Raw genomic sequence first — 19799 nt, 5'->3', positions numbered from 1 at the left:
GACGCCAGTTTCGTGGCATAAGCCCGGCGATTTCTTTCATCGCGGGTTGATCCATGGAATTCTACTTCCCCACTGAACTTGGCGAGCAACTGGCCTTCCTCTCCGCTGCCGCAGCAGCGCTTGTCGGCTGCTTCGTCCTCTTTGCTCCAGGCCTCACCCTGAAGGCGCTCGGTCTCACCGCTGCCGAGGGGCGCCCGGAAGGCCTGGGCGCTGCACGCTCGGTTGGCGGACTGATCGTCGGCTTCGCCGGCACAGCGCTCCTGCTTGCCCAGCCGACCGTCTATCTCGCCTTTGGAGCCGCTGTCGGCCTCTCCGCCTTCGCCCGGATACTCTCCATCATGTCCGACCATGGCAGCACCTGGCGCAACCTTCTCCTTCTGGTTGTGCAGGTGTTGATCGCTTCTCTCACGCTCGCCTATGTCTTTGGTCTGACTTGAAGATCGGTTCACAGGGTTCTGACCCTGCAGTCTCGCCAATTTGACGCAGTTTCGGACAAAAAACGCCGCGAGGCCTTGCTCTCAGGGAGCAAACCGTTAATACGCGTGTTGCGAGTCTAGACCTGCTATGCTAGACGAACCGCGAAATTCGGAAAACGCAAGTGCAGCATGCTTGTGTTTTTGGGGAAAAACAAAACGATATCAGGAGTTTGAGAGGCCTCAATCGAGGTGTCCGGCATCCTGGATCAAGATCAGGGAATTTTTTGCCCGTGGCAGACGCATCCCAAGTGATTTCAGGCGTGGCGGAGCGTTACGCTTCGTCGCTTTTCGAGCTCGCGCTCGAAGGCGGCGCAATTGACGCCGTTGCTGCCGATCTCAACCGTTTCCAGGCGATGATCGACGAAAGCGGCGATCTGAAGCGTCTGGTCCTGTCGCCCGTCTTCACGGCCGAAGATCAGGTCAAGGCCATCAGCGCTATCGGCGAAAAGGCCGGTTTCAACGCGCTGGTGTTGAACTTCCTGAAGGTCGTTGCAAGCAATCGCCGCCTGTTTGCCGTTCCTGGCATGGTGGCTGCCTATCGCCAGATCGCTGCCCGTCACAAGGGTGAGATCACGGCTGACGTCACCTCTGCTCACGCCCTCACGGCTGAGCAGGAAACCGAACTGAAAGCGGCGCTGAAGGGCGTTACCGGCAATGAAGTCTCGATCTCCGTCACGGTCGATCCTTCCCTGCTCGGCGGCCTGATCGTGAAGGTCGGCTCCCGCCAGATCGACACGTCCCTTCGCACCAAACTTTCCACCCTTAAGCTTGCACTGAAAGAGGTTGGCTGATGGATATCCGCGCCGCGGAAATTTCCGCAATTCTGAAAGATCAAATCAAGAACTTCGGCAAAGAGGCGGAAGTCTCTGAAGTTGGCCAGGTTCTGTCCGTCGGTGACGGTATCGCCCGCGTCTACGGCCTCGACAATGTTCAGGCCGGCGAAATGGTCGAGTTCCCGGGCGGCATCCGCGGTATGGCGCTCAACCTCGAGGCCGACAACGTCGGTGTGGTTATCTTCGGTGCCGACCGTGGCATCAAGGAAGGCGACATCGTCAAGCGGACCGGTGCCATCGTTGACGTTCCGGTTGGTCCGGAACTGCTCGGCCGCGTCGTTGACGCGCTTGGCAACCCGATCGACGGCAAGGGCCCGATCAACGCGACCCGCCGTTCGCGCGTCGACGTAAAGGCTCCTGGCATCATCCCGCGCAAGTCGGTTCATGAGCCGATGTCGACCGGCCTCAAGGCTATCGACGCCCTCATCCCGGTTGGCCGTGGCCAGCGCGAGCTCGTCATCGGCGACCGTCAGACCGGCAAGACCGCGATCATCCTGGATGCCTTCCTCAACCAGAAGGCCATTCACGACAATGGTCCGGACGCTGAAAAGCTGTACTGCGTTTACGTTGCTATCGGCCAGAAGCGTTCGACGGTTGCTCAGTTCGTGAAGGTTCTCGAAGAGCGTGGCGCTCTCCAGTACTCGATCATCATTGCTGCTACCGCTTCGGACCCGGCTCCGATGCAGTATCTCGCACCGTTCGCCGGTTGCGCGATGGGCGAATACTTCCGCGACAACGGCATGCATGCCCTGATCGCTTATGACGACCTGTCCAAGCAGGCTGTCGCTTACCGCCAGATGTCGCTTCTTCTGCGCCGTCCGCCGGGCCGCGAAGCTTATCCGGGCGACGTCTTCTATCTGCATTCGCGGCTTCTCGAGCGCGCCGCCAAGATGGGCGACGCTGCCGGTGCTGGCTCGCTGACCGCTCTGCCGGTTATCGAAACCCAGGGTAACGACGTTTCGGCCTTCATTCCGACCAACGTCATCTCGATCACCGACGGTCAGATCTTCCTTGAAACCGACCTGTTCTACCAGGGTATCCGTCCGGCCGTTAACGTCGGTCTCTCGGTTTCGCGCGTTGGTTCTGCCGCTCAGATCAAGGCGATGAAGCAGGTTGCCGGCTCGATCAAGGGTGAACTCGCCCAGTATCGCGAAATGGCCGCCTTCGCCCAGTTCGGTTCTGACCTCGACGCCGCCACCCAGCGCCTGCTGAACCGTGGTGCCCGTCTGACGGAACTCCTGAAGCAGCCGCAGTTCTCGCCGCTGAAGACGGAAGAGCAGGTTGCGGTGATCTTTGCTGGCGTGAACGGTTACCTGGACAAGGTCCCGGTCAATCAGGTCGGCAAGTTCGAGCAGGGCTTCCTTTCCTACCTCCGTTCGGAAGGCAAGGCGATCCTCGATGCGATCCGCACCGAAAAGGCGATCAGCGACGATACCAAGGGCAAGCTCAAGGCCGCTCTCGATACTTTCGCGAAGAACTTCGCCTAATTCAGGCTCAAGCCAAGGACGGATAACGGATGCCTTCACTTAAGGATCTGAAAAACCGGATCGCCTCCGTCAAGGCGACGCAGAAGATCACCAAGGCGATGAAGATGGTCGCCGCGGCGAAGCTGCGTCGTGCGCAGGAGGCGGCCGAGGCTGCCCGCCCGTACTCGCAGCGCATGGGTGTCGTCCTGGCCAACATCGCGCAAGCCGTGGGTTCGGACGACAGCGCACCGCGCCTGATGACCGGCACCGGCAAGGACGACGTGCATCTGCTCGTCGTCTGCACCGCCGAGCGTGGTCTGTGTGGCGGTTTCAACTCGTCGATCTCGCGTTTCGCCCGTGACCATGCGCGCAAGCTCCTGGCCCAGGGCAAGACGGTCAAGATCTTCTGCGTTGGCAAGAAGGGCTACGACAGCCTGCGCCGCGAATTTGCCGGCATGATCGTCGAGCGTGCGGATCTGCGCGAAGTGAAGCGTATCGGCTTCACCAATGCAGATGCCATCGGTCGCAAGGTCATCGGCATGTTCGAGCGTGGCGAATTCGATGTCTGCACGCTGTTCTATTCCGAGTTCAAGTCGGTGATCAGCCAGATCCCGACCGCCCAGCAGATCATCCCGGCCGCTCCGGCCGAAGCTGCTCCGCAGGGTGGTGCATCCGCGCTTTACGAATACGAGCCGGATGCGGCTGGGATCCTCGAGGATCTCATCCCGCGCAACATCTCGGTTCAGATTTTCCGGGCCCTGCTCGAAAACGTTGCTGGTGAAATGGGCGCCAAGATGAGCGCCATGGACAATGCGACGCGCAATGCCGGTGAGATGATCAACAAGCTGACGCTTTCGTACAACCGCCAGCGTCAGGCGCAGATCACCAAGGAACTCATTGAAATCATTTCGGGCGCGGAAGCGCTCTGAGGTTAAGGAAAGAGGGTAAGATAAATGGCTAAGGCAGCTACCCCCAAGTCTAAGGCGGTGAAGTCCGCAGCCGGTGCTCTCGGCAAGGTCACGCAGGTCATCGGCGCCGTCGTTGACGTCGCATTCGAAGGCGAACTGCCCCCGATCCTGAACGCGCTGGAAACCGACAACGGCGGCAACCGCCTCGTTCTCGAAGTCGCGCAGCACCTCGGCGAAAACCAGGTCCGCACGATCGCCATGGACTCGACCGAAGGTCTCGTCCGCGGCCAGCCGGTCTCCGACACGGGCGCTCCGATCTCGGTTCCGGTCGGTCCGGAAACGCTCGGCCGCATCATGAACGTTATCGGCGAGCCGGTTGACGAAGCTGGTCCGCTGGTCACCGAATCGAAGCGTTCTATCCACCAGGAAGCCCCGGCTTACGTCGAGCAGTCGACCGAAGCCCAGATCCTGGTCACCGGCATCAAGGTCGTCGACCTTCTGGCTCCTTACGCCAAGGGCGGTAAGATCGGCCTGTTCGGCGGCGCCGGCGTTGGCAAGACCGTTCTCATCATGGAACTGATCAACAACGTCGCTAAGGCGCACGGTGGTTACTCGGTCTTCGCAGGCGTGGGTGAGCGTACCCGCGAAGGCAACGACCTTTACCACGAAATGATCGAGTCCGGCGTTAACAAGCACGGCGGCGGCGAAGGCTCGAAGGCTGCGCTCGTTTACGGCCAGATGAACGAACCGCCGGGCGCCCGCGCTCGCGTTGCTCTGACCGGCCTCACGATCGCTGAAGACTTCCGCGACAAGGGCCAGGACGTTCTGTTCTTCGTCGACAACATCTTCCGCTTCACCCAGGCAGGTTCGGAAGTGTCGGCTCTGCTCGGCCGTATCCCGTCGGCCGTTGGTTACCAGCCGACGCTCGCCACCGACATGGGCCAGATGCAGGAACGCATCACCACCACGACCAAGGGATCGATCACCTCGGTTCAGGCCATCTACGTTCCCGCCGACGACTTGACCGACCCGGCTCCGGCCACCTCGTTCGCCCACCTGGACGCAACGACCGTTCTGTCGCGTTCGATCGCCGAAAAGGGTATCTACCCGGCCGTTGACCCGCTCGACTCGACCTCGCGCATGCTCGACCCGATGATCATCGGCGAAGAGCACTACGAAGTTGCTCGTAAGGTTCAGTCGACGCTGCAGCGCTACAAGGCCCTGCAGGACATCATCGCGATTCTCGGCATGGACGAACTGTCGGAAGACGACAAGCAGACCGTTGCCCGCGCCCGCAAGATCGAACGCTTCCTGTCGCAGCCGTTCTTCGTTGCTGAAGTCTTCACCGGTTCGCCGGGCAAGCTGGTGGCTCTCGAAGACACGATCAAGGGCTTCAAGGGCCTGGTCAACGGCGACTACGACCACCTGCCGGAAGCCGCCTTCTACATGGTCGGCTCGATCGAGGAAGCCATCGAGAAGGCCAAGCGCCTGGCTGCCGAAGCCGCCTAAGTATCGGGACTGCCGGCACGCGGGAAGCCTCGCGTGCCGCTCCATCCTTCATCAGAGAAGTGAACGACCATGGCCGACAATTTCAACTTTGAGCTCGTTTCGCCCGAGCGTCTTCTGCTCTCCGAACAGGTCAGCGAAGTCGTCATTCCGGCAACGGAAGGCGAAATGACCGTCATGGCCAATCATGCGCCGACCATGACGACCATCAAGCCGGGCGTGGTGACCGTGAAGCTCGCTTCCGGTCAGGTGTCCAAGTATGTGGTCTTCGGTGGTTTTGCCGACGTCCTGCCGACCGGCTGCACGCTGCTCGCCGAATCCGCCGTTCCGCTGGCCGAGATTTTGCCTGATACGCTGACGAAGCGCATCGACGAAGCCCGCAAGGAGCTGGAAGGTGTCGAGCATCACGAGCACCGCACCAAGCTCGAGCAGTATCTCGCTGAGCTCACCAACCTGAACGGCGTTCTCGTGGCTGCGTGATCGGCTGCTGACGATCGACAAGAATTTAAGCCGGGCCCTCGGGTCCGGCTTTTTCATGCCCTGATGTCAGGCGGAGACAGCGTCTTCCAGGATCATCGCCGCACCCTTTTCGCCGACCATCATCGTCGGCGCGTTGATGTTGCCTGCCGTGATGTTCGGGAAGACAGAGGCATCGACGATCCGCAGCCCCGGCACGCCATGCACACGGAGCCGGGCATCCACCACAGTTTCGCGGGGATCGCTGCCCATCGCGCAGGTGCCGCAGAGGTGATAGATGGAGCCGCTGTTAAGGCGGAAATAGTCGAGCAGCTTGTCGTCGCTGTCGACGGTCTTGGACGGTGATACTTCCTCCTCCACCCAATCCGACAGTGCCCGGGCATCCGCAATCCGCCGCATCAACCGGCTGCCCTGCACGACCTCCGCGATGTCCCGCTCCGTCGACAGGTAGTTCGGTCGAATAAGCGGTGCGTCTGCGGCATCGGGTGACGCGATGGTCACCGTCCCCTTGCTCGTCGGCCGGCAGGCATTGAAGGCGATCAGGAAGCCAGGATAGGGCTCGGGCGTCAGACCTGCTCGCGGATTGTCCGGAATGCGGTAGGAGAGCGGGTTGAAATAGAGCTGGATGTTCGGCCTGATCTCCTCCGGCGAGCCCCGGAAGAAGCCGCCGGCCTGATTGACGCTCATCGCAAAGGGGCCGCTGCGCTTCAACAGCCACATCAGGCCAAAGCGGGCCTGGCCAATGACACTGGCAAAATCGCCGTTCAGCGTCGGTTTCTTCGAGCGGTAGTAGAAGCTGGCGCAGAGATGGTCCTGAAGGTTCCGCCCGACGGCGGGCAGATGTTTGCGCGTTTCGATGCCCTGGGCAAACAGGTTTGCTCCATCGCCGAAGCCTGAAAGCTGCATCAGCTTGGGCGTGTCGACGGCCCCAGCTGCCAGGATCACCTCGCGGCGAGCGCTGAAGCTTCTCACCCGGCCATGCTGCATGACCTCGACGCCGGAAACCCTGCCGTCGGTTTCGACCAGCAGACGCCGCGCATGGGCCTCGCGCTCGATCGTCAGGTTCGCTCGCTTGAGCGCCGGTCGCAGATACTCCGCGCTTGAGTGGGAGCGCTGGCCGCGCCTTGTGTTGACGTCGTAGACGCCGGCGCCTTCGATCGTCGCGCCGTTGAAATCCTCGTTCAGGGGGATACCGAGCTCGTCACAGGCATCAAGAAAGGCGTCACTGACCGGATGCGTGGCGCCACGCATCGGGGTCACATGGATCGGGCCATTCGCGCCATGCCAGGGGCTCTCGCCACGGGCATGGGTTTCCAGCTTGCGGAAGTAGGGCAGCACGTCGTCGAAGCCCCAACCGGGATTGCCCGCGTCGCGCCAGTCGTCGAAATCCTGACGCGCGCCGCGCACAAAGACCATGGCATTGATCGAGCCGGAGCCGCCCTGCACCTTGCCACGCGGTGCATAGATCCGCCTGCCGGCGAGATTGGGCTCGGGCTCGGTGCGGTACATCCAGTTGACCTTCGGATTGTAATAGCTCTTGGCGTAGCCCACGGGGATCTTGAACCAGAAGGACTTGTCTTCGCCTCCGGCCTCGATGAGCAACACGGAATAACGCCCGCTTTCGCTCAGGCGGCTCGCCACGATGCAGCCTGCCGAGCCAGCACCGACCACGATGAAATCGAAGATCATGGTGCCACCTCAGCCCTTGGCCGGTGCGAAGGCCTTCACGTCGGCATGCTCCGCCGCCATTTGCAGATGCAGCCGCTCGCCGGTATAGGGCGTGTGCCTGGCGATGACGTCGTGGTTCAGCTCGATGCCGAGGCCCGGCTCGCGAGACGGGATGAGATAGCCGTCGTCGAAGCCTAGCTTCGTCTTCAGCACCTCGGCATGGAAACCGCCAAAATCCATGATCGCCTCATGGATCAGGAAGTTCGGGCAGGTCGCCGCAAGCTGGATCGAGGCGGCAGCCCCGACCGGGCCGTTGTAGAGATGCGGCGCGATCTGCGCATAAAAGGACTCGGCCATCCCGGCGATCTTCTTCGCCTCCAGCAAGCCGCCGACGCGAGCGACATTCATCTGCAGGATGGAGGCAGAGCCAAGCTGCAATACTCTCTGGAATTCGTATTTCGTCGTCAGGCGCTCGCCCGTCGACACGGGTATCGAAGTGGCGCGAGCGACTTCGGCCATCGCCGCTTCCTGGCCGGGCGGAACGGGCTCCTCGAACCAGAGCGGATCGTACTTTTCGAGCCGCTTGGCAAGACGGATTGCCGAGGAGGGTACCATCTGGCCGTGGGTACCGAAGAGGATGTCAGCGCGATTGCCGATGGCATCGCGGATCTTGCGGCAAAACTCCTCGCAGCGATCCATGACGGCCAGCGACAACTGGTGACCGGAATAGTTGGTGTAGGGGCCGGCCGGATCGAATTTCAACCCGGTGAAACCGGCCTCGACCATGCGGATCGCCTCTTCGGCGGCGAGATCCGGATCGTTGTAGTCGTATTCGCCCGATGCGTTTTTTGGGTAGAGATAGGTATAGGCGCGCAGTTTGTCGTGGACCGGGCCGCCGAGAAGATCGGCCACCGGCCGTCCCGCCGCCTTGCCGATGATGTCCCAGCAGGCGATTTCGAGGCCTGAGATGATACCCAGCATGGTCGGGTCGGGCCGCTGGGTGAAGCCGCTCGAATAGGCGGCGCGCCAGAAGCGCTCGATCTGGTGCGGATCGTGACCTTCGAGATAGCGGGTGAAGACGTCTTCGACTAGGACGGCGATGCCTGAGGGGTGGAAGGCGGTCGAATAGATCTCGCCGACGCCCTTGACGCCGCAGGCCGTCTCCAGCTCGACGAAGATCCAGTACATGCCTCCGATATGCGGTGCGGGCGTGGCGACAATGTGTGTCTTGAGCGAAGCGACTTTCATGGATGCCCCCGATGAAGAGTTCTTGAGCCGGCTAATCGGCGATCAGTGTTTGAGGATGACGAGACGGGTCTGGGTGAATTCCAGCATGCCGTGCTTGCCGTCGTCACCGCCGAGGCCGGAGCGCTTCCAGCCGGCGTGGTAGCCCTGGTAGGGGTCGGCCGGGAAGCGGTTGATGTAGAGCTCACCCGCCTCGATCTCGTTCGCGGCCTTCATCACCTTGCGGTAGTTCTCGGTGAAAACGACGGAGGCGAGGCCGAACTGGTGGTCGCTTGCCATGTCCAATGCTGCGTCGAAATCGGTGTAGGGGATGACCGCGAGGACAGGCCCGAAGACTTCCTCCTGGACGATCTCCATGTCCTGGCGACAATCGGAGAGCAGCGTCGGCGGATAGAAGTAGCCGTCGCCTGGCGGCAGGAAGCCGCCCGTTTCGATGACGGCGCCGTCGGCCCTGGCGCGCTCGACCATGTGATGAACCCTGAGGCGGGCTGCCGCATTGGCGAGCGGCCCCATGCGGGCCGGATCCTCGGCGCGATCGCCATAATGGCGACGTTCGAAGGCATCCTTCAACTTGGCGAGAAGCGTGCCATGCACAGAGGCATGCACGTAAAGCCGCTCGACGGAGGTGCAGACCTGGCCGCAATGGGCGGTCTTTGCCGCGAGCACGCTCCTCGTCACCACATCGAGATCGGCATCCGGCTCGACGATCACAGGCGTCTTGCCGCCGAGTTCGAGCGAGGGCTTGGCGATATTGGCCTTGCAGTATTCCAGAACCGTCTGGCCGGCGGCGACGCTGCCGGTCAGGGTGATCATGCCGACCTCGCGGCGGGTCGACATGACCTGGGCCACCTCGTGGCTCATGGCCATGATGCTGACGAGGCCTGCGGGAATGTCGGCTTCCCTGATCGCTTCGGCGAAGACGAAGGCCGAGGTCGGCGTGTTGTTGCTGGGCCTGACGACCACCGCGTTGCCGGTGATCAGAGCCGGCGCGATCTTGCGCACCAGCGTGTAAACAGGGAAGTTGAAGGGGATCAGGCAGGCGATGACGCCGATCGGGGCGCGCTTCAGCATCAGCGTTTCATCGGGCGTGTCACTCTCGATCACCTCGCCCTCGACGCGGCGCGCCCATTCGGCGTGGTAGCGCATCAGCTCGACGCCATAACCTGTTTCGGCCACGGCATCCTCGAGGCTCTTGCCGGATTCCTGCGCCAGTGCTGCGCCGATCTTCTGCTGATGACGCTCGACGGCATCCGCGAGCCTGCGCAGGGCATTGCCGCGTTCGATGGCCGGCAGACGACCCCAGGGCTTCTGGGCAACAGCGGCGGCGTCCACCGCCTCTATGACATCGGCTTCCGTCGCCGCCGTGACCGATGCAAAGACCTGGCCCTTGGCCGGGTTCTTCACCTCGATCGTCTGGCGGGCACCGGTCTCGCGAAAGGACCCGGCAATGAAGTTCTGGAAGGTGGTCATGGCAGGCGCTCCGGCAACGGACAGTCGCGCCAAGTAGGAAGTCGAGCCTTCTGCTTCGCAAGCGACTTATTGTCGGGTTGAGCATTCCAAAAAGGAATGTTTCAGGCGCTGATCTGCTTCAGTGGTGGAAGCGAGCCTTCGCTGAGTTCGCGGCTCAGCCAGCGCCTGAGCGCCTCGACATGCGGCGACAGCGCCCGGTCGGTGCGTGTCACCAGCCAGTAGGATTCGTGGCCCTCCACCTCGACATCCAGCACCTGGGTGAGCGCGCCCGTTTGCATCAGGGGTGCGACCATCGACCTGTCGGCCACCGCGACCCCGAGCCCGTTGCAGGCAGCTTCGATGACGAGATCAAGCAGGTCGAATTCCAGCCCGCCTTGCGTATCTGTTTCGGCGAGGCCCGCTGCATCCAGCCAGCGTTGCCAGGTGAGATACCGCTGGTCTGCAGAAGCCAGCACATGCAGGAAGGTGAAGCGGGAGAGGTCGATCGCCTCGTCGTTCTGCAAGCTCTCGATGAGATGAGGAGCGCAGACGGCGATATGGCGTTCGGTGAAGAGACGTTCCGAGCGCAAGCTCGGCCACTCCCCGTCGCCGAAGCGGATGGCGCAATCGAGCATGCCGCGTTCGGAAAGATTGTCCTCGAGATCGGTGGTGATGCTGAGATCGACATCGGGCAGGAAGGCCCTGAGGCTCATCAGCCGCGGCATCAGCCAGCGCTTGGCAAAGGTCGGTGGCACGTTGATCCGGAGACGGCGGAGATTACTCTTCTCGCGGATGTTGCGAACGGTCATCTCGACCGTGTGGAAGGCGTGCTGCAGCGAGGCCAGCAGTTCGGCGCCAGACGGCGTCAGTTCCAGGTGATGATGCCTGCGGATGACGAGGGTTTCGCCCAGCTGTTCCTCCAGATTGCGCACCTGGCGGCTAACAGCACTCTGGGTCAGGTTCAGCAATTCCGCGGCACGCGTGAAGCTGCGAGTCTGGCCGACCACCTCAAACACCTTCATCGCGGACAAGGCCGGCAGCCGTCTCATGTTCCCTCGTGCCATCTCATTTTAGTTTGAAGTATTAAATCAGAGGCGATCGGCGGGCGCCATGCAGTTCTGACGCGAATATGTCATGCTTTGCGCTATAGCTGGTTGGTGGAGCCGGATGGCCGGTGACATGGGTTTCGGGAATCTTGTGCTTTCGGGGGGAAACGGCATGAAAGTCGGTATCGTGGGTGCGGGAATGGTCGGCAGCACGGCGGGTTATGCGCTTGCGCTGATGGGGCTTGCGAGCGAGATCGTGCTGATCGACCGCAACGATGCACTGGCGGTCGCGCAGGCCGAGGATATCGCCCATGCGGTTCCCTTCATGTCATCCACCGTGGTGAATGCCGGACAGTACCGGGATCTGGAGGGGGCCGGCGTGGTCATCCTCGCCGCCGGTGTCAGCCAGAAGCCGGGCGAAACGCGCCTTGAACTCCTGGAACGGAATGCCGCCGTCTTCCGCGCGGTTCTCGCCGAGGTCCTGCCGGTCGCGCCGGATGCAATCCTGCTGATTGCCTCCAACCCCGTCGACATCATGACCCAGATCACCACTCGCCTGTCCGGCATCGATCCGCGACGGGTGATCGGCTCCGGCACCATTCTCGACACAGCCCGTTTCCGCAGTCTTGTCGGACGCCATCTCGGGATCTCGCCGCAGTCGGTGCATGCCTATGTGCTCGGTGAACACGGTGACAGTGAGGTTCTTGCCTGGACGAGTGCGCGTGCTGGCTCCGTGCCGCTGTCTTCCTTTGCCGCCCAGGTCGGGTCACCACTCACGGCAGAGGTGCGCGCCCAGATCGACGACGGCGTGCGCAACGCGGCTTACAAGATCATCAACGGCAAGGGTTCGACCTATTACGGGATCGGCGCCGGCCTTGCCCGTATCGTCAAGGCGATCGCGCGCGACCAGCGCGACGTGCTGTCTGTTTCCATCTCGACGCCCGAAGTTGCGGGTGTGCGCGATGTTGCTCTGTCCATCCCGCGGGTGGTGGGTGCAGACGGAGTGCTGGCGGATCTGTTCCCGGATCTCGATGATGCGGAATATGCGGCGTTGAACCGCAGCGCGTCGCTTCTGAAGGAACGAGCCGACGCCATTCCTTTGTAGGTAGCGCAGCCTATATGCTAGAAGATTGCGCAACAGGGTTCCCGTTGCCGTTAGTGAACACAACCCTTCATGTCTGGACCTCGTCATGAACGAAACGCCGCCACTCACGCCAGAAGCTCTCGAGGATTTCCTTTCGAAAGCGCGCGCCGCTAGCGGTTTGTTGAAAGCCCTGTCACACGAGACCCGCCTTCTGATGCTCTGCATTCTCTGTCAGGGCGAAAAGACGGTGACCGAGATCGAGCAGTTTCTCGGCATCCAGCAGGCGGTGGTTTCGCAGCAACTGGCGCGGCTCAGAAGCGACAAGGTCGTGCAAACCCGCCGTGAAGGCAGGCAGATCTATTATCGGATCGCCGATCCGCAACTCGCCGAACTGATTTCCGTGCTCTACAAGATGTATTGTGGTCCGACGCCCGTGATGCGCGAAGCAGAAGAAGCTCTCGCCGACGCCTGAGTTTGTCGGAACGACCGAAGGGCGGGAGCATGATCGACAAGCTGGAATTCTTCATCGCGCTCGCCCGCCAGCAGCATTTTGGCCGCGCGGCGGAAGAATGCGGCGTAACACAGCCGACGCTGTCTGCTGGCATCCGCCAACTCGAAGAACAGCTTGGCGTGATGCTGGTGCAGCGCGGCTCGCGCTTTCTCGGCCTCACCCCGGAAGGCCAGCGGGTGCTCGAATGGGCGCGGCGCATCGTCGGTGATAGCAGGACCATGCGCGAGGAGATGCGGGCGGCTCGCCGCGGTCTTGCGGGTCATATCCGGCTTGCCGTCATTCCCACGGCGCTTGCCATGGTGCAGAAGCTCACCGAACCCTTCCAGACGCGGCATCCGGACGTGACCTTTTCCGTCTTGTCGCGCACCTCGCTGCAGGTCTTGAGCTTGCTTGAAAATCTCGAGATCGACGCCGGCATCACCTATCTCGACAACGAGCCGCTGGGGCGCGTGACCAGCGTGCCGCTCTATTCCGAGCGCTACCACCTGATCACCGGTGTCGGCACGCCGCTTGCCGACCGCGACAGCGTCACCTGGAGTGAGGTGGCCGACTTGCGCCTCTGTCTGCTGACCGCCGACATGCAGAACCGCCGGATCATCAACCAGCACATGGCAGAGGCCGGGGTGACGCCGAAGCCGACGCTCGAATCCAATTCGATGATCGTGCTCTTCTCGCATATCCGCACCGGTAAATGGGCCTCGATCATGCCGAAAAATGTGGCGGAGTCCTTCGGCTTCGGCGAGGAGATCCGGATGATCCCGATCACCGCGCCCGAGGCGGAACATCTGGTCGGGCTGGTCGCCACCCACCGCGAGCCTTTCACGCCGCTGGTCTCCGGACTGTTGCACGAGGCACGGCTTCTGGCGGCCTCGAATGCCTTCGATAGAAATCTTCTATCGAACGACGGAAGCGCCGTATTGACCTCCTGACATCAGACCCATCATCATCTTCCGATAAACGAACCTGCAAGAGCTCGGCAGGTGAGGAGGATTTCGATGAATATTCGTGTGGCTGCGGACGACGTCTCCGCCCGCATATCGGCTGTGATCGCCGAGTTGCAGCATCTGGAGGGGCCGATGCTGCCGATTCTGCACCGCGTGCAGGAGGAATTCGGCTACATCCCGGAAGTCGCCAAGCAGATCATCGCCAGCGCGCTGAACCTGTCGCGCGCCGAAGTGCATGGTGTGATCACCTTCTACCACGATTTCCGCGCCCAACCGGCCGGGCGACACGTGCTAAAGTTCTGTCGCGCCGAGGCTTGCCAGTCGATGGGCTGCGAGCCTCTTGCGGAGACGATCAAGGTCAAGCTCGGCATCGATTGGCACGAGACGACGGCTGATGGTGCCGTCACCCTCGAACCCGTCTTCTGTCTCGGCCTTTGCGCCCAGGCGCCGGCTGCGATGCTCGACGGCGAGCTGCATGCCCGGCTCGACGAACACTGTCTCACCGACATTCTGGCGGAGGTGCGCTCATGAGCATTACCGTCTTCGTCCCCCGCGATGCGGCAGCCCTTGCCGTCGGCGCCGACAAGGTGGCGGCTGCCATCGAGCGCGAAGCCAAGGCGCGCGGCCAGGACGTTACCATCGTCCGCAATGGCTCGCGCGGCATGCTGTGGCTGGAAGTGCTGGTCGAGGTCCGCACCGAGCGCGGTCGCGTCGCCTATGGTCCGGTCAAGGCCTCCGACGTACCGTCGCTTTTCGATGCCGGCTTCCTTGATGGCGGCGAGCACCCCCTCGGCCATGGCCTGACCCAGGACATTCCCTTCCTCAAGGGCCAGACGCGGCTGACCTTCGCCCGCTGTGGCGTTACCGATCCGCTTTCGCTCGATGACTATCGCCACTATCAGGGCCTCAAGGGTCTTGCCAATGCCATTGCCATGCCGCCGGCCGACATCGTCAAACAGGTCACCGACAGCGGCTTGCGCGGTCGTGGCGGCGCAGGTTTCCCGACCGGCATCAAATGGAAGACGGTCGCGGACGCGAAGGCCGACCAGAAATACATCGTCTGCAATGCCGATGAAGGCGACAGCGGCACCTTTGCCGACCGGATGATCATGGAAGGCGATCCCTTCGTGTTGATCGAAGGCATGGCGATTGCCGGGATCGCGGTCGGTGCCACCAAGGGCTATGTCTACACCCGCTCCGAATATCCGCATGCGATCGCCGTCATGGAAGAGGCGATCGATATCGCCCGGCGCGAGGGCATCCTCGGTGCCTCGGTGATGGGATCGCCTTACGCCTTCGACATGGAAGTGCGCATGGGCGCTGGCGCTTATGTCTGCGGCGAGGAAACCTCGCTGCTCAATAGCCTCGAAGGCAAGCGCGGCGTGGTGCGCGCCAAGCCGCCGCTTCCGGCCCTTCGGGGTCTCTTTGGCAAGCCGACCGTCGTCAACAACGTCATGTCGCTCGCCTCCATCCCCGTCATCATGGATCGCGGTGCTGCGTTCTACCGCGACTTCGGCGTCGGTCGTTCGCATGGCACGATCCCGATCCAGCTTGCCGGCAATCTCAAGCATGGCGGCCTCTATGAAACCGCCTTCGGCCTGCCGCTCGGCCAGCTGATCAACGAGATCGGCGGCGGAACGATCTCCGGGCGTCCGGTCAAGGCGGTTCAGGTCGGCGGGCCGCTCGGCGCCTATTTCCCGCCCTCGCTGTTCGACACGATCTTCGACTACGAAGCCTTCACCGCTGCCGGTGGCCTGATCGGCCATGCCGGTGTGGTGGTCTTCGATGACACCGCCGACATGCTGAAACAGGCGCGTTTCGCCATGGAATTCTGTGCGGTCGAAAGCTGCGGCAAGTGCACGCCCTGCCGCATCGGCTCGACCCGTGGCGTCGAGACGGTCGACAAGATCGCGCGCGGCATCGAGCCGGAGAAGAACAAGGTGCTGCTGGAAGACCTTTGCAACACCATGAAGTTTGGCTCGCTATGTGCGCTGGGTGGTTTCACGCCTTACCCGGTGATGAGCGCTCTGACGCATTTCCCGGAAGATTTCGCGCCGGCCCCAGTCAGGGAGGCTGCGGAATGAGTGACGCTTCTCTTTCGTCATCCTCGGGCTTGTCCCGAGGATCTACCGATTTTGCCATGTGGGGGACGTTCGTTGCTGAACCGGCTCCCGAAGTTCAGACGCAGCAGATCCTCGGGACAAGCCCGAGGATGACGGCGGAAAGGTAAGCGCCATGCCCCTCGTTCCTGAAGTTGACTACGGCACGCCCGCCTCGCGCTCGGAGAAACTGGTGACGCTCACCATCGATGGTCGCGAGATCACGGTGCCCGAGGGCACGTCGATCATGCGCGCCTCGATGGAGGCTGGCATCCAGGTGCCAAAACTCTGTGCCACCGACATGGTCGATGCCTTCGGCTCCTGCCGTCTCTGTCTGATCGAGGTCGAGGGCCGCAATGGCACGCCCGCATCCTGCACCACGCCGGTTGCGTCAGGTATCGTCGTCCACACCCAGACGGAGCGGCTGAAGGCCATCCGCAAGGGCGTGATGGAGCTCTATATCTCCGACCATCCGCTCGACTGTCTCACCTGTGCGGCCAACGGCGACTGCGAGCTGCAGGACATGGCCGGTGCCGTGGGTCTGCGCGATGTGCGCTATGGCTATGAAGGTGAAAACCACGTCAAGGCGCGGTCTTCCGAGGGCGGCATCAACGCCCAGTGGATGCCGAAGGACGAGAGCAATCCCTATTTCACCTATGATCCGTCCAAATGCATCGTCTGTTCGCGCTGCGTGCGTGCCTGCGAAGAGGTGCAGGGTACGTTTGCACTGACCATCGAGGGCCGCGGTTTCGACAGCCGTGTGTCACCCGGTGCGCACGAAGCGTTCCTGTCGTCGGAATGTGTCTCGTGCGGCGCCTGCGTGCAGGCCTGCCCGACCGCGACACTGACGGAAAAGTCCGTGATATCAATCGGCCAGCCGGAGCATTCGGCCGTCACCACCTGCGCCTATTGCGGCGTCGGCTGTTCCTTCAAGGCGGAGATGCGCGGCGAGGAACTCGTGCGCATGGTGCCGTGGAAGGATGGCCAGGCCAATCGCGGCCATTCCTGCGTCAAGGGTCGGTTTGCCTATGGTTACGCAAGCCACAAGGACCGCATCCTAAACCCCATGGTTCGTGAAAAGATCACCGATCCCTGGCGCGAAGTGACCTGGGAAGAGGCCTATGCGCATGTGGCCTCCGAATTCAAACGCATCCAGTATCAGTATGGCCGTGAAGCCATCGGCGGCATCACATCGTCGCGCTGCACGAATGAAGAGACCTATCTGGTCCAGAAGCTGATCCGCGCCGGCTTCGGCAACAACAATGTCGATACCTGCGCCCGCGTCTGCCACTCGCCGACCGGTTACGGCCTCGGCCAGGCCTTCGGCACCTCGGCCGGCACCCAGAATTTCGATTCAGTCGAGCATTCCGACGTCGTCGTGGTCATCGGTGCCAATCCGACCGATGGCCATCCGGTCTTCGGCTCCCGGCTGAAGAAGCGGCTGCGTCAGGGGGCAAAGCTGATCGTGATTGATCCGCGCCGCATCGATCTCGTGCGCACGCCGCATGTGGAAGCGGCTTACCATCTGCCGCTGAAGCCAGGCACCAATGTCGCCGTCTTGACCGCACTCGCGCATGTCATCGTCACCGAAGGCCTGTTCGATGAGCGCTTCATCCGTGAGCGTTGCGACTGGTCGGAATTCGAAGACTGGGCGTCCTTCGTCTCTGAACCGGCACATTCGCCGGAGGAAACGGAAAAGTTCACCGGCGTGCCGGCTGCCGAGCTGCGTGGTGCCGCGCGCCTGTTTGCCACCGGCGGCAATGGCGCGATCTATTACGGCCTCGGCGTTACCGAGCACAGCCAGGGCTCGACCACCGTCATGGCGATTGCAAACCTTGCCATGGTCACCGGCAATATCGGCCGTCCCGGCGTCGGCGTGAACCCGCTGCGTGGTCAGAACAATGTCCAGGGCTCCTGCGACATGGGCTCCTTCCCGCATGAGCTACCGGGTTACCGCCATGTGTCAGACGATGCGACGCGCGAGACCTTCGAAAAGCTGTGGGGTGTCGAGCTCAGCAACGAGCCGGGCCTGCGCATCCCCAATATGCTGGATGCTGCCGTGGATGGCAGCTTCAAGGGCATCTATATCCAGGGCGAGGACATCCTGCAGTCCGACCCCGACACGAAGCACGTGTCGGCAGGACTCGCCGCCATGGAATGCGTCGTCGTGCATGACCTTTTCCTCAATGAGACGGCAAACTACGCGCATGTCTTCCTGCCGGGCTCGACCTTTCTGGAAAAGGACGGGACCTTCACCAATGCGGAGCGCCGCATCAACCGGGTGCGCCGCGTGATGAGCCCGAAGAATGGCTATGCCGACTGGGAAGTAACCCAGAAGCTTGCCCAGGCCATGGGCCTAACCTGGAACTACACGCATCCGTCGCAGATCATGGACGAGATCGCGGCGACCACGCCGAGCTTTGCCGGCGTCTCCTACGACTATCTCGAAAAGATGGGCTCGGTGCAGTGGCCCTGCAACGAGACATTCCCGGTGGGATCGCCGATCATGCATGTCGACGGTTTCGTGCGCGGCAAGGGCAAGTTCATCCGCACGGAATATGTGCCAACGGACGAACGCACCGGCCCGCGCTTCCCGCTGCTTTTGACCACCGGTCGCGTTCTCTCGCAATACAATGTCGGTGCGCAGACGCGCCGCACGGAAAACAGTGTCTGGCATGAGGAAGACCGGCTGGAGATCCATCCGCATGATGCCGAACAGCGTGGCATCAAGGATGGTGACTGGATCAAGCTTGCCAGCCGCTCCGGCGATACGACGCTGCGCGCCCTGATCACCGATCGCGTGGCCCCGGGTGTGGTCTACACGACCTTCCACCATCCGAACACGCAGGCCAATGTCATCACCACCGACTTCTCCGACTGGGCGACCAATTGCCCGGAATACAAGGTGACCGCCGTGCAGGTCTCGCCGTCCAACGGCCCGACCGAGTGGCAGGCGGAGTATGAAGAATTGTCGCGCCAGTCGCGGCGGATCCTTGGCAAACTGGAAGCGGCGGAATGAGCGATCTGATCGGCTCCACCGCACGCATGGTTGGCGGGCTCAAGGCGAGCCGAGGGCTCGTTTCGAGCAGCAGCCGACTTGTGCCCGAGGAGGTGCCTATTGCCTTTTCCTATGCCGGCTCCACCCATGCCGTGATGATGGCGACCCCGGATGATCTCGAAGACTTCGCGGTGGGTTTTTCGCTCGCCGAGGGCATCATCGAGGGGGCCGAGGATGTGGTCGCCATTGACGCCCTTGAGGCGGGCGATGGGATCGACGTTCAGGTGACGCTGAGGGAGATGACGGCGGAAGCGCTGACTGCCCGACGTCGTCGCATGGCCGGACCTGTTGGCTGCGGGCTCTGCGGCATCGAGTCGATCGAGCAGGCGAGCCGTGCCGTGCGTCCCGTTCCGGCCAGCCCGCTGTGTGTCACCGCGCAGAACATCGCCTGTGCGATGTCGCAGCTCAACGTGGCGCAGGATCTCAATCGCCAAACACGCGCGGTGCATGCGGCGGGGTTCTTCATGCCGACGGAGGGGCTGGTGGCTGTGCGCGAGGATGTCGGACGGCACAACGCACTCGACAAGCTCGTCGGTGCGGTGCTCTTGGGCGGCTGGAACCCGGCCCAAGGTGCAGTCGTGGTCACCAGCCGTCTGTCCGTCGAGATGGTGCAGAAGACCGCGGCGCTCGGGGCGCCCATGCTGATTGCCATTTCCGCGCCGACAGCGCTTGCCATCCGTACCGCCGCGCAGGCCGGCATCACCTTGGTCGGCATTGCGCGCGACGAGGATTTCGAGATTTTCACCCGGCCCGACCGGGTGGCCGAGGGAGTACCGCTGCATGTCTGAAACCGGCACCGATGCCAAGCTGATCCGCATGGCCAATCAGATCGCCACCTTCTTTGCCTCCCAGCCGGAGGCCGAGCGGGTGGATGGTGTGGCCAGCCACATCAACAAGTTCTGGGAGGCGCGCATGCGTCGGCGTTTCCACGAGCTGGTGGATGGCGGCACAGAAGGATTCCTGCCGCTGGTGATCGCTGCATCAGCGAAGATCCGCCGCCCGGAGCCGGTTGCTGCCGCGACCTGAGCA

At 62.4% G+C, this 19799-nt stretch carries 18 protein-coding genes; 14 read left to right on the top strand and 4 right to left on the bottom strand.

The annotated features are described in order from the left end of the window. The first annotated feature begins 53 nt into the window (after nt 1-53). From J2045_RS08095 to J2045_RS08070, 6 genes are all read left to right on the top strand, one after another. Nucleotides 54-437, top strand: coding sequence for an AGROH133_08824 family phage infection protein (locus J2045_RS08095; RefSeq protein WP_307371459.1), 384 nt, complete (start codon nt 54-56; stop codon nt 435-437). Between the two features lie 263 nt (nt 438-700). Next, a complete protein-coding gene (locus J2045_RS08090) occupies nt 701-1267 on the top strand; it encodes a F0F1 ATP synthase subunit delta (protein ID WP_307371457.1) in 567 nt (188 codons plus the stop codon). After that, nucleotides 1267-2796 (top strand): F0F1 ATP synthase subunit alpha, encoded by a 1530-nt coding sequence (gene atpA / locus J2045_RS08085; RefSeq protein ID WP_102020980.1) that lies wholly within the window; start codon nt 1267-1269, stop codon nt 2794-2796. The genes J2045_RS08090 and atpA overlap by 1 nt, the downstream gene beginning before the upstream one ends. A gap of 29 nt (nt 2797-2825) precedes the next feature. Next, nucleotides 2826-3704, top strand: coding sequence for a F0F1 ATP synthase subunit gamma (locus J2045_RS08080; protein WP_307371454.1), 879 nt, complete (start codon nt 2826-2828; stop codon nt 3702-3704). 24 nt (nt 3705-3728) lie between these two features. Next, the gene (gene atpD / locus J2045_RS08075; protein WP_307371452.1) at nt 3729-5192 is read left to right on the top strand and encodes a F0F1 ATP synthase subunit beta; all 1464 of its coding nucleotides are present in this window, start codon (nt 3729-3731) and stop codon (nt 5190-5192) included. A gap of 69 nt (nt 5193-5261) precedes the next feature. Then, nucleotides 5262-5669 carry a F0F1 ATP synthase subunit epsilon gene (locus J2045_RS08070; protein WP_307371449.1) on the top strand — a complete coding sequence of 136 codons (408 nt, stop codon included), beginning with the start codon at nt 5262-5264 and terminating at the stop codon, nt 5667-5669. Nucleotides 5670-5735: 66 nt separating this feature from the next. On the opposite strand, the gene J2045_RS08065 is transcribed toward J2045_RS08070, so the two are convergent. The 4 genes from J2045_RS08065 to J2045_RS08050 form a co-directional block, all read right to left on the bottom strand. Next, nucleotides 5736-7355 (bottom strand): GMC family oxidoreductase, encoded by a 1620-nt coding sequence (locus J2045_RS08065; RefSeq protein ID WP_307371447.1) that lies wholly within the window; start codon nt 7353-7355, stop codon nt 5736-5738. 9 nt (nt 7356-7364) lie between these two features. Further along, nucleotides 7365-8582: a mandelate racemase/muconate lactonizing enzyme family protein gene (locus J2045_RS08060; protein ID WP_307371444.1), complete on the bottom strand. Its 1218-nt coding sequence runs from the start codon at nt 8580-8582 to the stop codon at nt 7365-7367. A gap of 42 nt (nt 8583-8624) precedes the next feature. Beyond that, nucleotides 8625-10049, bottom strand: coding sequence for an aldehyde dehydrogenase (gene aldA / locus J2045_RS08055; protein WP_307371441.1), 1425 nt, complete (start codon nt 10047-10049; stop codon nt 8625-8627). Nucleotides 10050-10150: 101 nt separating this feature from the next. Continuing rightward, nucleotides 10151-11077 (bottom strand): LysR substrate-binding domain-containing protein, encoded by a 927-nt coding sequence (locus J2045_RS08050; RefSeq protein WP_307371438.1) that lies wholly within the window; start codon nt 11075-11077, stop codon nt 10151-10153. Nucleotides 11078-11246: 169 nt separating this feature from the next. Here J2045_RS08050 and J2045_RS08045 point away from each other — a divergent pair, with 169 nt between their 5' ends. The 8 genes from J2045_RS08045 to J2045_RS08010 all read left to right on the top strand — a co-directional run bounded on the left by J2045_RS08045 (nt 11247) and on the right by J2045_RS08010 (nt 19796). Next, complete coding sequence (locus tag J2045_RS08045) at nt 11247-12179, top strand: L-lactate dehydrogenase (protein WP_307371436.1); 933 nt, start codon at nt 11247-11249, stop codon at nt 12177-12179. Between the two features lie 85 nt (nt 12180-12264). Beyond that, nucleotides 12265-12630, top strand: coding sequence for an ArsR/SmtB family transcription factor (locus J2045_RS08040; protein WP_166600376.1), 366 nt, complete (start codon nt 12265-12267; stop codon nt 12628-12630). 29 nt (nt 12631-12659) lie between these two features. After that, nucleotides 12660-13598, top strand: coding sequence for a LysR family transcriptional regulator (locus J2045_RS08035; protein ID WP_307371432.1), 939 nt, complete (start codon nt 12660-12662; stop codon nt 13596-13598). A gap of 66 nt (nt 13599-13664) precedes the next feature. After that, nucleotides 13665-14144, top strand: a complete 480-nt coding sequence (locus J2045_RS08030) for a formate dehydrogenase subunit gamma (RefSeq protein ID WP_307371428.1) — start codon at nt 13665-13667, stop codon at nt 14142-14144. Next, nucleotides 14141-15697, top strand: a complete 1557-nt coding sequence (locus J2045_RS08025) for a formate dehydrogenase beta subunit (protein WP_307371425.1) — start codon at nt 14141-14143, stop codon at nt 15695-15697. The genes J2045_RS08030 and J2045_RS08025 overlap by 4 nt, the downstream gene beginning before the upstream one ends. A 151-nt stretch (nt 15698-15848) precedes the next feature. Further along, nucleotides 15849-18731: a formate dehydrogenase subunit alpha gene (gene fdhF, locus J2045_RS08020; protein WP_307371422.1), complete on the top strand. Its 2883-nt coding sequence runs from the start codon at nt 15849-15851 to the stop codon at nt 18729-18731. Next, on the top strand, nt 18728-19558 hold the full coding sequence (gene fdhD, locus J2045_RS08015) for a formate dehydrogenase accessory sulfurtransferase FdhD (protein ID WP_307371418.1): 831 nt from the start codon (nt 18728-18730) through the stop codon (nt 19556-19558). Before fdhF ends, fdhD begins: the two co-directional genes overlap by 4 nt. Continuing rightward, nucleotides 19551-19796: a formate dehydrogenase subunit delta gene (locus tag J2045_RS08010; RefSeq protein ID WP_307371416.1), complete on the top strand. Its 246-nt coding sequence runs from the start codon at nt 19551-19553 to the stop codon at nt 19794-19796. Before fdhD ends, J2045_RS08010 begins: the two co-directional genes overlap by 8 nt. Nucleotides 19797-19799 lie beyond the last annotated feature (3 nt).

The sequence above is a fragment of the Peteryoungia aggregata LMG 23059 genome (assembly GCF_030814435.1).
In the GTDB taxonomy this organism is placed as follows: Bacteria; Pseudomonadota; Alphaproteobacteria; order Rhizobiales; family Rhizobiaceae; genus Allorhizobium; species Allorhizobium aggregatum.
This window is presented reverse-complemented; position numbering and strand designations above follow the sequence as displayed.